Raw genomic sequence first — 13,758 nt, 5'->3', positions numbered from 1 at the left:
GGTGAGGGATGGATCTCCTCGAACGCGACGACCAGCTCGCCGTGCTCTGGGAGGCGTTCCGCTGCAGCCAGCGGGGTGCGGGACGCGTCGTCCTGGTCTCGGGTGAGGCCGGGGTCGGCAAGTCGTCGCTGGCGCGGGCCTTCGTCGCTGATGCGGCCACCCGCTCGCGGGTGCGATGGGGCTGCTGCGACCCGTTGACGACCCCGCGAGCGCACGGACCCCTCCGTGACATCGCCGGGAGTGCCGGCGGGCAGCTCGCGGCGGTGCTCGAGGCCGACAGCTCGGCGGACGAACGCCACGGCGCGTTCCTCGACCTGCTGCGTCAGCGGCCTGTCGGCACCGTCATCGTGATCGAGGACCTGCACTGGGCCGACGACGCGACGCTCGACCTGTTGCGTTTCGTGACACGGCGGATCGGCTCCTGCCGGGCGCTGCTGCTGCTGACCTACCGCGACGACGAGCTGCACGCCGCCCACCCGTTGCGGGCACTGCTTGGCGATCTCGCCACCTCGCCGGACGTCGTTCGTGTGCCCCTCCTTCCGCTGACGCTCGAGGGGATCCGCGCGCTTGCCGGCGCCCACCCCGATGTCGAGTCGCTGCACCGCGTGACGGGTGGCAACGCGTTCTTCGTGACCGAGATCCTTGCGGCCGGGGACCCAGCCGTCCTGCCGTCGACCGTCCGGGACGCCGTGCTCGCGCGGCTGACCGGTCTGCCTCCCGACGCGAGGGCGCTGCTGGACGTCCTGGCGCTGGCCCGCCCGCCTATCCCCACCGGGCTGGCGCTGGAGGTCGGGAACGCGGCGCCACCAGCGCTCGACGCCGGGGTCGAACGCGGTGTGCTCGTGGACGGCCCGGCGGGCCTGCGCTTCCGCCACGACCTGGCGCGTCGGGTCGTCGCCGACGCCATCCCGCCGGGGCGGCGCGCGCAGCTCCACGGGCGCCTGCTCGCCTGGCTCGAGCATCATCCGGCCGCCGACGTCGCCGACCTGGCGCACCACGCCGAAGCTGCCGGCGACGCGGAGGCCATCCTGCGACACGCGCGCGAAGCGGCCGAGCAGGCCGCCGATCTCGGCGCGCACCAGGAGTCGGCCGCCCAGTACGCCCGCGCCCTGCGCTGGTCCGCACGACTTCCGCCCGAGGAGCGCGTGGACCTGCTCGAGCGGCACTCGCTCGCCAGCTACTTCGCGGACGACGCCGTCGGCGCCGTTGCCAGCCGGGCCCGTGCCGTCGCCATCCGACGCACGCTCGGCGATCACCAGCAACTTGGCGACAGCCTCCGCTGGCTGTCGCGCATGTCCTGGGTGGCGGGGCAGAACCAGGAGGCGGAGCGGGCCGGTCGCGAGGCGCTCGAGCTGCTCGCCGATGTCCCGGGCGGGGCGCCGCTGGCGATGGCGCACAGCAACCTGGCCCAACTCGCGATGCTCGGACGTGACCTCGAACGGGCGCGCCGGCACGGCAATGCCGCCATCGCGCTGGCCACCGAGCACGGCGACACGCGGACGCTCGTGCACGCGCTCAACAACGTGGGGGCGGCGGAGTACCTCGGCGGGTTGCCCGAGCAAGGACGCGAGAAGCTCGAGCGCAGCCTCGAGCTCGCACGACGCTTCGGCTATCACGACGATGCGGCGCGCGCCTACGGCAACCTCGGGTCCGGTATGGCGGAGGTCAGGGCCTACGACCTCGCCATCCCGCACCTCGAGGCCGGCATCGCCTTCTGCGCCGACCGCCGGCTCGACTACTTCGGGCACTATCTGCGTGCCTGGCGCGCCCGCGTCCACTTCGAGCTCGGGAAGTGGATCGACGCCGAGGAGGAGGCGCGGGAACTCCTCGCCCTGCCCCATGTCGCGACCGTGACCACGATCGTCGCCCTGACGGTGCTCGGGCGCGTCGCGGTTCGCCGCGGCCACTACGACGCATCCGCGCCGCTGGACGACGCCTGGGAGCTCGCCCGGACGACCGGCGACCTGCAGCGCACGTGGCCGGCGGCCGCGGGACTCGCCGAACGCGCCCACTGGTCGAGCGCGCATCCGGTCCCCGACGGCCTCACGGCCCAGGTGTACGACCAGGCGCTGCGGATCGGGCACGCCTGGGCCATCGGCGAGCTCGGGTACTGGCGCCACCAGGCGGGTCTGCTCGCTGACCTTCCACCGGAGGCCGCCGAGCCCTTCCGTCTCCTCGCCTCGGGGGACGCGGCGCCCGCTGCCGAGGCGTGGCGGCGGCTCGGCGGAAGCTACGAGGAGGCCACCGCCCTGAGCCGCGACCGCGACGTCACCCGGCTCAGACGGGCGTTCGACCTCGCGGCCGAGCTGTCGGCAGGCCCCCTCGTCGCCCGGATCGGCGCACGGCTGCGTGACCGCGGGGCCCCGGTCCCGCGCGGACCGCGACCGGCGACCGTCGCCCACCCCGCCGGGCTCACTCCGCGCCAGGCGGACGTCCTCGCGCTCGTGACGGCAGGGCTGTCCGACGCGGAGATCGCCGAGCGGCTGTTCATCTCGCCGAAGACCGCCGGTCATCACGTCTCGGCGATCCTGCGCAAGCTGCAGGCACGCAGCAGGCTCGAGCTCGCCGTCGCCGCTACCCGTCTCGACATCACGGCCCCCGCCGGCCGCGACGCAACCTAGGGAAGGCTCCCGATGCGCGCCCGTGTGACCGCCCCGTAGCGTCGGTGACATCGGACGGACGAGGAGCGACCGATGCCACTGTTCATGGACGTACACCACATGGAAGGCGGCGTGTCGGCAACCGACGTCGCCGACGCCCACGCCAAGGACCTCGAGACGCAGCAACGTTACGGCGTCGACTACAAGCGGTACTGGGTCGACGAGAAGGCCGGCAGGATCTTCTGCCTCGTCGAGGCGCCCGATGCCGAGACGGCGAACACCGTCCATCGCGAGGCCCACGGACTGGTGGCCGACGAGATCTTCCAGGTCGGCGAGTACTCCTGACGCGTGCCAGGTGGCGTCCATGGATGTCCGCGATCGCGACCTAGATTGCGGGCATGGACGTCACCGCACGCCAACTGAACCGGGCCACGCTGGCGCGCCAGCTGCTCCTGCAGCGCGAGCGGATCGGCGTCGTCGCGGGAGTGCACCGTGTGGTCGCGCTGCAGGCCCAGGAACCGGCGTCGCCCTATCTCGCGCTGTGGAACCGGCTCGACGGCTTCGAACCGGCCGAACTGGACGCCGCCTTCGCCGCGCACCGCGTGGTCAAGGCGACGCTCATGCGGATCACCCTGCATGCCGTGACCGCCGAGGACCATCCGAGGTTCCATGCCGCGATGGTGCGCAACCTGCGTGCATCCCGGCTCAACGACCGCCGGTTCAACGCGACGGGGCTGACGATCGAACAGGTCGACGACCTGCTGCCCGAACTGCTCGCCTTCGTCCGCACACCGCGGACCAAGGCCGAGATCGAGGCGATGCTCGCGGACCGCCTCGGCGCCTCGCACGGTCCGGGCCTGTGGTGGGCGATGCGCACGTTCGCGCCGGTGGTGCACGCACCGACGGACGCCCCGTGGACCTTCGGCACTCGGCCGGCATTTCGTGCCGCGCCGACCGTGCCCGCGGAGGATGCCGAGGCCGCGCTGCAACACCTGGTCTGGCGCTACCTCGAGGGCTTCGGGCCCGCCACGGCCGAGGACGTGGCCCAGTTCGCGCTCCAGCAGCGCAAGGTCGTACGCGCCGCGATCGAGTCCCTGCGGCATCGGCTCGTCAGGCTGGAAGGCCCCGACGGACGCGTGCTGTTCGACGTCCCCGAGGGCGTCGTTCCGGATGCCGACGTCCCCGCCCCGCCCCGGTTCCTACCGATGTGGGACAGCGTCCTGCTGGCCTACCTCGACCGCAGCCGCCTCGTCCCTCCGGCCTACCGGAAACTGGTCACGCGCCGCAACGGCGACGTGCTTCCGACGCTGCTCGTCGACGGTGAGGTGTGTGGGGTGTGGCGCCCGGTCGAGGGGGGCATCGAGGCGCGGGCGTTCCATCCCCTGCGAAACCAGGACTGGCTGGGCCTGGCCGCCGAGGCGCAACCGTTGTCAGAACTGCTCGCTCAGCGCGACGCCGACGTGTACGGGCGGTACCGGCGCTGGTGGACGGACCTGCCGGCCGCCGAGGTCCGCGTCCTGGGTGCCTGACCGGGTTCCTGCCCGGATGTGCGACGGCCGGCCACGGCCCGGAGTGCCACCACCGTCCAGCGGGAAGGCGGTTGCCCGGGAGGCGAGGGCGCCCGCGAAGCTGTGCACCCGCCGGTCGTGGCGGCAGGAGGTCGCCGTGCAGCTCGAGGTCTGGATCGCAACGAAGCCGTCGCTCACCCACACGGAGAACGAGGACCGTGCCGTCGTGGGTGACGAGGTGTTCGCGGACGTGGCGGGGGTCGAGCACCGTCACCTCCCGGTCCCCGGCCTGCTCGTCGCGGTCGACGGTCTCGGAGGCCACGCCAGCGGTCACGTCGCGAGCCACGTCGCCGCCAAGCTGTTCGCGGCGGCCGACGTGCCTACCGACGAGGCCGGTGCCGCGCAGCTCCTGGAGCTCGCCGACCGGACACTGCACGACGCCATGCAGACCGACCCCGAACTGCAGGGCATGGGTGCCACGGTGGCGTTGACGAGCGTCCTCGACGGCACGCTCATCACGGCGAACGCAGGGGACACCTCGGCCTGGCGCTACACCGACGGCCACCTCGAACCGTTGACCGTCAGCGATCGCATCGCCGGATCCCAGATCGGCCAGTGCCTGGGCGCCACGCACGAGCTGGTGCCACATGTGCAGACGGCCGAGCTGCATCCCGGTGAACGGCTGCTGCTGGCCAGTGACGGGCTCACCGACGTCGTCGGCCTCGAGACGCTCGAGCAGGTGCTGGGTGGCCCGATCGACCACGCCGTCATCGACCTGCTCGACCGGGTGGAGCAGGCGCGCTTTCCCGACGACGTCACCATCGTCGTCGCCGAGGTCCAGCCGACCGCCTGACCGGTTCGGCCCGTCTCGTCGTCCACGCCACTATCCTCGGGTCGCATGGAACGCAACGTGCTCGGCGGTCAGCTCGAAGGCTGCAGCCTGGATCCGGTGACCGGTTGGTTCCGGGACGGGTCGTGCCGCACGGGTCCGGACGACCTCGGCAGTCACACCATCTGCGCCGTGATGACGGCCGAGTTCCTGGCCCACCAGCGGGCGATCGGGAACGACCTGTCCACGGCGCGCCCCGAGTTCCACTTCCCGGGCCTGTCGCCGGGGGAGCGGTGGTGTGTCACCGCCCCGAACTGGCTGCGGGCGCATCGCGACGGGGCCGCCGCGCCGGTGGTGCTCGCGGCCACCAACGAGCGCGTGCTCGACATCGTTCCCCTGGCGATTCTGCGCGGTCACGCCGTCGACGTCCCCGACGACCCGGGCGCGCTCGGCCAGGCCTGACTCACGGACCGGCAGCTTCCGTGAACCCGTCGAATCGCTGCCCCCGGTGCTCGGCCAGCTGCTCGGCCTGGTCGCCCAGCTCGGACGGCAGGTCGTCGCCGGTCCAGGTCTCGATCTGGAGGCGGAGTCGCTTCCCGCTCGACCGTGGGCGCCAGGCACCGGTCACCTCGGCGCCGACGAGGATTGCGCCGGGACGTCCGAGCACGGGCCACAGCTGGCGACGTCGTGCCGCATCGGGCACCAGCAGCTCCCGGTCACGCGCCTGCAGCCACGGGTCGAAGGCACCCAGCAGGCGAACACCGCCGACCTCCGCTGGCGCCTGCAGCCCGTCGGCATCCGCGGCCAGGATCTGTCGCAATTCGCCATCGACCGCCACGTCGAGTGTGTCCTCGGGCCACTGGCGGCGGACCGTGCGGACCGGTGCGTCGAACTAGGCGGCCACCAGCTGCGGAGTGGTCGGTCCATACCGCCGCAACGCGCCACGTACGACGTCGAGGTGGGTCGGAACGGTGGCCGAGCGACCCCGCCATCCGGTGATGCGCCGGATGACGGGCGGCGAGGTCTCCGGCACCAGCTCCAGCCCCGCCTGCAGCGCCGCGAGGCGGAACGGTTGTTCGTGGACGTGGGTCGCCTGACACGAACGGCACACGAGGAGGTAGGGCGCGGGCAAGCGGGCCGAGAGCGCTGACGAGACCTCGCCCTTGACCGTCGGTTCGCGCACGATCTCGCGCAGGTGTCCGGCCACGGTCGCCAGCGCCTCGAGGATCTCGATTCCCGCCGCCCGCAGCGGCTTGGCCGCGTCGAAGACGCGTTTGGCCGCGTCGGCCTCGTCGTACGGTGCGGTGGCCGCTGCCACCTCGGCGATCTCACGGCGGCGATACACGTGCGGTGCGCCGCGCAGCGTCCAGGCGTGGACCAGGTCGGCGTCGTCCACCTCGACACCGCGCAGGGACAACGCCCACCGAGCCGCCAGCGGACCACCGGTGTCCTGCACGCCGAGGTCCAGCACGCGGCCGGCGCCACGCGTGTCTGCGACGAGTTCCTGTCGACACCACCGGAAGCGCAGGGCCTGCGCACGCGTGATCCTGATGATGCTCGTCATCGGTCCGCCTGAAGTCGTCCCGTCGGCGTCGTGTCGTTCAGCCCTTGAACGTCGAGCGTCCCGCATCGCCGAAGGGTTCGTCGCGTTCCCGCACCGCCCGTCGGAAGCCCGCCTCGGCGGCCCGTGCCTGGAAGGCATAGCCCTCGGCCGTGTGTCGGGCGACGCCGTCGAACACGGTGCCGAGCAGTTGGGTCGCATACGTGCCCTGGTCGTGGACCTGCTGGTTGACCAGCAATTTCATCATCTGCAGTTGATTGAGCGGCAACCTCGCGATGCGCTGGACGAGCGCCTCGGTTCTCTCGTCGAGGCGGTCGGCCGGTGGGGCTTCGATGGCGAGCCCCCACGTCAGTGCTTCGGCGCCCGACAGGCAGTCGCCCGTGAACAGCAACCGCTTCGCACGCTGCGGGCCCAGCCGTGTGGTCCACATCGCCGTGGTCGGTGCCCCCCAGACACGGGCAGGCGGATAGCCGATCTTGGCGTCGTCGGCGATCAGCAGCAGGTCGGAGCACAGCGCGAGATCGGTCCCACCGCCGACGCAGAAGCCGTGGACCTTGCAGACCACCGGCGTGGCGGCATGGAACAGGGTCATGAAGGCTCGCACGTTGCGTCGCATCATCCCGTGGTCGACCATCGGGTCCCAGATCGCTTCGGGGTCGTGGTTCGCGGCCATGACCGCCGCGTCGGTGGGCGCACCCGCTGGTGCGTCTTCGGCGGTGGGTCCACGACCGAGCGTCTCGGCCGAGTCGACGAGGTCGTAGCCGCCACAGAAGCCGGTGCCGTTTCCTGCGAGCAGGATCACGCGCACCTGCGGATCCAGGTCGGCGTGCTCGACCGCGGCCGCCAGCTCCTCGATCAGCTGGCGGGTGAGGCCGTTACCGCGCTCGGGCCGGTCGAGGGTGATCCTGGCGACGTGGCCGTCACGTTCGTAGCGGATGGTCTGCCGTGCTTCCATGACGTCTCCTCGCGGATGCCGGCGATGCTCGCACAGCGCGGGCCGTCCGACGAGCACCACGGCAGCTTCCCGAGCGAGGACGCAAACGGTCCGCGATCTCGTGCTTGGCTGCCCTGTCGACGATCGTTGGGACGCCCGATGGCCACGATCCCCCGGACCGGAGGACAGACGTCATGGAGCCCAATCGCCTGGCGCTGGGCGCTGCTCGAGGCGCCCGTGCACGCATCGTCCTCGTCCTGTCCGAGAACTGGACGCTCGTCGACGCACGGCGGCCACACGACGTGGTGGAGATGGCGCGGATCGCCGAGGACACGGGCATCGACACGGTCATGCTGTCCGAGCACGTGGTGCTCGGCCCGTCTGCAGGCGCGGACGGGATCATGGGCAACCCGCGCGACTACGCCATGCCCGGGAACCAGGATCCCGCCATGCCCTGGCCCGATTCGATCGTGCTCGCCAGCGCCATCGCCGCCGCCACCTCGAGCCTGCGGATCGCCTTGGCCGCGATCATCGCGCCACTGCGCCATCCGCTGACGTTGGCCAAGTCGCTGGCCACCCTCGACCTGCTCACCGGAGGACGTTTGGCGGTGCAGCCGACCGTCAGCTGGCACGCGGAGGAGTACGAGGCACTCGACGTCCCCTTCCGGGAACGCGGTGCGCGTCTCGACGAACACCTCGCCGCCTGGCGCGAGTTGTGGCGCGACTCGCCCGCGACCTTCGCGGGGACGCACTATGCCTTCGAGGACGTCTACCTCGAGCCGAAGCCCACCCGCCCGACGGGGCCGCGGCTCTGGATCGGTGGGAGCTCGGTCCACCCGGCGGTCAGGCGGCGCCTGGTCGAGTACGGCGACGCGTTCCATCCGCTGGGGCAACCGAGTGACCAGGAGCTGACGCAGCTTCATGCGGCCCTGCGCGACGCCGGGCGTGACCCCGCCTCGCTCGAGTGGATCGGCGGCATCCGCGGGCGGTTCCCCGACGAGCGCTCGCCGGCCGACCTCGCCGAAGCGCTCGAGCAGGTCCCCGCCCAGCTCGCACGGGGATTCGGGACCATCTGCGTCAAGCCGTCGCAGTTCATCGACGACCTCGCCACGCTGCCGGCCTTCTGCCGCCGCGTGGTCGAGCACGTCGAGCGCGCGGGCCCGACCTCGAACAGCAGCCGGGAGTTCGAAGCGTCGTAGGAGCACACGCGGACGGGCCACGCCCTACGTTCCGGCGAGCAGCAGACGAAGGAGACGGACATGGCCGCGAGGACGGACGTGGCGACACACGCGGTGCATGTCGCCGACACCCACGACCTGATCCGCGTGCAGGGCGCTCGCGTGAACAACCTCAAGGACGTCAGCGTCGAGATCCCGAAACGACGCCTGACCGCGTTCACCGGCGTGTCCGGATCGGGCAAGAGTTCGCTGGTGTTCGGCACGATCGCGGCCGAGTCGCAGCGGATGATCAACGAGACCTACAGCGCCTTCGTGCAGGGCTTCATGCCGACGCTGGCCCGTCCCGAGGTCGATCTCCTCGATGGCCTGACGACCGCGATCATCGTCGACCAGGAGCGGATGGGAGCCAATCCACGTTCCACCGTCGGCACCGCCACCGACGCCAACGCGATGCTTCGCATCCTGTTCAGCCGACGCGGACGACCGCACATCGGCTCGCCGAACGCCTACTCGTTCAACGTCCCCTCCGTGAAGGCCAGCGGTGCGATCACCGTCGAGCGCGGCGCCGGCAAGACCAAGACGGAGAAGGCGACGTTCACCCGGCTCGGCGGCATGTGCCCGCGGTGCGAGGGCATGGGCAACGTCAGCGACATCGACCTCACGGCGCTCTACGACGAGGAGAAGTCGCTCAACGAAGGCGCCATCACCATCCCGGGCTACAGCATGGACGGCTGGTATGGCCGGATCTACCGCGGCTGCGGCTGGTTCGACCCCGACAAGCCCATCAAGTCCTACACCACGAAGGAACTGGGCGACCTGCTGCACAAGGAGGCGACCAAGATCAAGGTCGACGGCATCAACCTGACCTACCTCGGCCTGATCCCCCAGATCCAGAAGTCATTTCTGTCCAAGGACGTCGACGCGCTGCAGCCACACATCCGGCGTTTCGTCGAGCGGGCCGTCACCTTCACGACCTGCCCTGCGTGCGACGGCACACGCCTGAGCAGCGAGGCGCGCTCGTCGAAGATCGCCGGCAAGAACATCGCCGACGTGTGCGCGATGCAGATCAGCGACCTCCGTGACTGGGTCCGCGACCTCGACGAACCGTCCGTCGCGCCCCTGCTGGCGGGCCTGCAACGCCTCCTCGACTCGTTCACGGAGATCGGGCTCGGCTACCTCTCGCTCGACCGGCCCTCGGGCACGCTGTCGGGCGGTGAGGCGCAACGTACGAAGATGATCCGCCACCTCGGCTCGGCACTCACCGACGTCACCTACGTCTTCGACGAACCCACGATCGGCCTGCACCCCCACGACATCCAACGGATGAACGGCCTGCTGCTGCGGTTGCGGGACAAGGGCAACACCGTGCTCGTGGTCGAGCACAAGCCCGAGACGATCGCGATCGCCGACCATGTCGTCGACCTCGGCCCGGGCGCCGGGACGGCCGGCGGTGAGGTCGTGTTCGAGGGCACCGTCGAGCAACTCCGGGCGAGCGCCACGCTGACCGGGCGGCACCTCGACGACCGCGCGTCCCTCAAGCCCTCGGTGCGGACGCCGTCGGGGGCGCTGGAAGTGCGGGACGCCGGCACCAACAACCTGCAGGACGTCGACGTCGACGTCCCGCTCGGCGTGCTCTGTGTCGTCACCGGCGTGGCCGGTTCCGGCAAGAGCTCGCTGATCGACGGCTCGGTCGCCGGCCGGAACGGCGTCGTGGTGATCGACCAGGGCGCCATCCGCGGTTCGCGACGGAGCAACCCCGCGACCTACACCGGTCTGCTCGACCCGATCCGCAAGGCGTTCGCGAAGGCGAACGGGGTGAAGCCGGCGCTGTTCAGCTCGAACTCCGAGGGTGCCTGCCCGGCGTGCAACGGGGCCGGGGTGATCTACACCGACCTCGCGGTCATGGCGACCGTCGAGTCCACCTGCGAGGAGTGCGAAGGAAAGCGGTTCCAGGCCGCCGTCCTCGACTACACCCTCGGCGGTCGCAACATCGCCGAGGTGCTCGCCATGTCGGTGACCGACGCCGAGGCCTTCTTCGCCGACGGTGACGCGCGCACACCGGCCGCGCACAAGATCCTGGACCGTCTCGCGGACGTCGGGCTCGGCTACCTCGCCCTCGGCCAACCGCTCACCACGCTGTCCGGCGGCGAGCGGCAACGACTCAAGCTGGCCACCCACCTGGGGGAGAAGGGTGGGGTCTACGTGCTGGACGAACCGACGACGGGCCTGCACCTCGCCGACGTCGAGCAGCTGCTCGGGCTGCTCGACCGGCTCGTCGACGGTGGCAAGTCGGTCATCGTGATCGAGCACCACCAGGCGGTCATGGCGCACGCCGACTGGATCATCGACCTCGGGCCCGGCGCCGGCAACGACGGCGGCAGGATCGTCTTCGAGGGCACCCCGGCCGACCTCGTCGGCGCCCGCTTGACGCTCACCGGCGAACACCTCGCGGTTTACGTCGGTGCCTGACCACCACGCGCGCTCGCCGGCTGGTGGGTCTCCCGCATCCGCACGGCGACGTCGACGCCGCTGCCGGCCGTGATCAGCGCGACCACGACGATGGCGGTGGTCACCGCGTAGGCGTCGGCGAGTGCGCCGGCCAGCACGGCCCCCACGGCGAAGCCGACGTCGCGCCACAGCCGGTACACCCCGATCGCCGCGCCACGCCACGAGGGGTGGGCCACGTCGCCGACGGCGGCGATCAGGGTCGGGTAGGCCATCGCCGTCCCCGCACCGAACAGGGCACTGCCGGCGGCCCACACGGCGACGGTCTCCCCGGTGGCGATCACGACCAGGCCGACGGCCTCGACCAGCTGCCCCCCGACGATGAGCCACTTGCGCCCGATCCGGTCGGAAAGCGCGCCCGTGCCGAGTTGGCCGACGCCCCAGACCGCTGGCGCGACCGCCACCAGCACGCCGACGGTGGCCAGCTCCAGTCCGCCAGCGGCGAAGAACAGGGGGAACAGGCCCCAGGCCATGCCCTCGTTGAGATTGTTCACCAGCCCGGCCCGGGACGCGGCGGACAGCGACGGGTCACGCCACGTGCCGAGCGCGAACACCTGCCGGCTGGTGAGGTCCCCGGCGTGTCCGTCGAGTGGTGCGACGTGGGCCGTCACCTCGTGCGCGACATGAGCGGCGGTCTCACGCACGAAGACCGTGGACAGGCCCATGCCCAGCGCAGCGAGCGCCAGACCGAGCAGGAAGGGCGCCGGGCGCAGTCCTGCGGTCTCGGCGATCGCCCCGGTCGCCCAGGCGGCCGCGGCCACGGCCCCGTAACCGGCGGCCTCGTTGAAGCCCATGGCGGTGCCCCGCCGGCGCGGTCCGACGAGGTCGATCTTCATGATCACGGTCACCGACCAGGCCAGCCCCTGGTTGACGCCCAGCAGGACGTTGGCGAACACGACCCATCCCCACGACGGCGCCCACATCAGCAGCAGCGGTACGGGAGCGGCGAACAGCCAGCCCGCCAGCAGCACCGGCTTGCGGCCGAACCGGTCGGCCAGCATGCCCGCGAAGTAGTTGACCCCCGCCTTGGTGAGCCCGAACACCGCGATGAACGTCAGCATCCCCGTGTACGCCGTGAGGCCGAACTCCTGCTCGGCGAGCAACGGCACCACGGTGCGTTCCTGGCCGACCATCCCGCCGACCAGGGCGTTGACCGCGACCAGCAGGATGAACTGCGGCAGGTTTCCCCGCAAGCCCAGGCGGACCGACGTCGGCGCGTCCGTGTCGCTCACCCGTCGGCCACGAGTTCGCCGAGCTGGGTCGGGCTGCCGGCCAGGACCGCGACGTCGCGGTGTCCGGCGCGCTCGAGCAGGCTGGCCGCGGACATCGCGCGCTCGCCATGCCCGCAGTGCACGAGCACCGGCGCCGTCGGGACCGGTTCCGTCGTGGCCGTCAGGGAACCGAGCTCGACGTTGACCGCGCCGGGCACGTGGCCGTCGGCGTACTCGGCGTGTTGGCGGACGTCGACCACCTGCCGACCGTCCGCCGGGCCCGCGTCGACCAGGCGCGTGGTGGCCAACGGACGGCCCGTCGACTGCCAGGCGGCGATGCCCCCGGCCAGCTCACCGGCGATGTGCTCATGGGCGACCGTGAGGGCCGCCCACACCAGGTCGCGGCGGTCGGGCAGGACGTCGGCGACGAAGACGATCGGCCGCCCGCGGGGCACCAGCCAGCCGAGCCACGTCGCGAACTGCGCCCGCCACGGATTCGACAGCGAGCCCGGGACGTGGCCCGATGCGAACGCAGCCATGGGGCGGACGTCGACCACCTCGGCACCATCGTCGACCGCAGCCGCGACCTCGTCGGCCGACAGTTGCGCCAACGCGGGCGGCGTCGGGCCGTGCACGAGCGGGCCGTCGCGGTTGACGTCGCGCAACTCGAGGAAGTACGGGGGATAGGAGCCGAGTCCGCCAAGCAGCCGCGCCACGAACAGGTCCTCGTCGACCGCGCCGGCAAGAAGCGGGTTGGTGGCGCGCTCGCGCCCGATCGTGGTGGTGCGTGTCCCGCCGGGCGTCGACGCGCAGAAGGAGCCGACCCCGTGGGTCGGATGGACGGGCAGGTCGTCGGGCAGCGTCAGCAGCCGTCGGGTGATCGAGCGGTAGGCGGCCCGCGCGAGGGGTTCGGTCTGTTCCGGTGTCAGCAGATCGGTACGCGCGACCCCGCCCGCCATGAGCGTTCCGCCGGAGAACAACGCGACGGGTCGCGCCCCGTCGCGGAGCAGATAGGCGAGGTGCTCGGGCGTGTGCCCGGGCGTCGCGATGACCTCCATCGTCAGCCCACCCAGGTCGACTTCCTCGCCGTCCTGGAGGGCCAGGTGCGGGTGGGCCAACTCGCTGCCGGCCGGCGCCAGCAGCCGTGCGCCCTGCTCGGCCAGTTCCCGGCCCCCGGAGACGAAGTCGGCGTGCAGGTGGGTCTCGGCCACGAACCGGGCCGTGCGGCCCATCCGGTGTACGGCCTCCAGGACGGGCCGCGGATCCCGTCGGGGATCGATGACCAGGGCCCCGCCGTCGCCGAGGTCGACCACGTACGCGCTGTTGCCCAGCCCCTCGTCGACCAGTGCCTCGATGTGCATGTCGATACTCCGTACTCAAAGGATCGCTTGAGCATGCAGGCCGGAGCGATCCTCGTCAAGGGATTCTTTGA

The 13,758-nt window shown here is 71.5% G+C and carries 10 protein-coding genes and 1 pseudogene; 7 read left to right on the top strand and 4 right to left on the bottom strand.

The window, feature by feature from the left end:
- Positions 1-8 precede the first annotated feature (8 nt).
- The 5 genes from ACERMF_RS10535 to ACERMF_RS10515 all read left to right on the top strand — a co-directional run bounded on the left by ACERMF_RS10535 (position 9) and on the right by ACERMF_RS10515 (position 5,399).
- Positions 9-2,621, top strand: a complete 2,613-nt coding sequence (locus ACERMF_RS10535) for an AAA family ATPase (protein WP_373669038.1) — start codon at positions 9-11, stop codon at positions 2,619-2,621.
- A gap of 72 nt (positions 2,622-2,693) precedes the next feature.
- Complete coding sequence (locus tag ACERMF_RS10530) at positions 2,694-2,945, top strand: DUF4242 domain-containing protein (protein ID WP_373669037.1); 252 nt, start codon at positions 2,694-2,696, stop codon at positions 2,943-2,945.
- Between the two features lie 53 nt (positions 2,946-2,998).
- A complete protein-coding gene (locus ACERMF_RS10525; protein WP_373669036.1) occupies positions 2,999-4,129 on the top strand; it encodes a winged helix DNA-binding domain-containing protein in 1,131 nt (376 codons plus the stop codon).
- A gap of 136 nt (positions 4,130-4,265) precedes the next feature.
- Positions 4,266-4,961, top strand: a complete 696-nt coding sequence (locus tag ACERMF_RS10520; RefSeq protein ID WP_373669035.1) for a PP2C family serine/threonine-protein phosphatase — start codon at positions 4,266-4,268, stop codon at positions 4,959-4,961.
- 45 nt (positions 4,962-5,006) lie between these two features.
- The gene (locus ACERMF_RS10515) at positions 5,007-5,399 is read left to right on the top strand and encodes a DUF2237 family protein (protein WP_373669034.1); all 393 of its coding nucleotides are present in this window, start codon (positions 5,007-5,009) and stop codon (positions 5,397-5,399) included.
- 1 nt (position 5,400) lies between these two features.
- Here ACERMF_RS10515 and ACERMF_RS10510 read toward each other — a convergent pair.
- Both ACERMF_RS10510 and ACERMF_RS10505 read right to left on the bottom strand, forming a co-directional pair.
- Positions 5,401-6,501, bottom strand: a pseudogene (locus ACERMF_RS10510) (DNA glycosylase AlkZ-like family protein).
- Positions 6,502-6,538: 37 nt separating this feature from the next.
- A complete protein-coding gene (locus ACERMF_RS10505) occupies positions 6,539-7,453 on the bottom strand; it encodes a crotonase/enoyl-CoA hydratase family protein (RefSeq protein ID WP_373669033.1) in 915 nt (304 codons plus the stop codon).
- A gap of 173 nt (positions 7,454-7,626) precedes the next feature.
- On the opposite strand from ACERMF_RS10505, the gene ACERMF_RS10500 reads away from it, so the two are divergent.
- Together ACERMF_RS10500 and ACERMF_RS10495 are read left to right on the top strand one after the other, a co-directional pair.
- Entirely contained in the window at positions 7,627-8,631 is a 1,005-nt protein-coding gene (locus ACERMF_RS10500; RefSeq protein ID WP_373669032.1) for a TIGR03619 family F420-dependent LLM class oxidoreductase, read from the top strand.
- Between the two features lie 60 nt (positions 8,632-8,691).
- Positions 8,692-11,079 carry an ATP-binding cassette domain-containing protein gene (locus ACERMF_RS10495; RefSeq protein ID WP_373669031.1) on the top strand — a complete coding sequence of 796 codons (2,388 nt, stop codon included), beginning with the start codon at positions 8,692-8,694 and terminating at the stop codon, positions 11,077-11,079.
- On the opposite strand, the gene ACERMF_RS10490 is transcribed toward ACERMF_RS10495, so the two are convergent.
- A complete protein-coding gene (locus ACERMF_RS10490) occupies positions 11,064-12,347 on the bottom strand; it encodes an MFS transporter (RefSeq protein ID WP_373669030.1) in 1,284 nt (427 codons plus the stop codon). The genes ACERMF_RS10495 and ACERMF_RS10490 overlap by 16 nt on opposite strands.
- The gene (locus ACERMF_RS10485) at positions 12,344-13,687 is read right to left on the bottom strand and encodes a rhodanese-like domain-containing protein (protein WP_373669029.1); all 1,344 of its coding nucleotides are present in this window, start codon (positions 13,685-13,687) and stop codon (positions 12,344-12,346) included. Before ACERMF_RS10485 ends, ACERMF_RS10490 begins: the two co-directional genes overlap by 4 nt.
- Positions 13,688-13,758: the final 71 nt, after the last annotated feature.

The sequence above is a fragment of the Egicoccus sp. AB-alg6-2 genome, assembly GCF_041821025.1.
Classification (GTDB): Bacteria; Actinomycetota; Nitriliruptoria; order Nitriliruptorales; family Nitriliruptoraceae; genus Egicoccus.
Note: the sequence above shows the minus strand (reverse complement) of the source record. Positions and strands in the feature narration are given on the sequence as shown.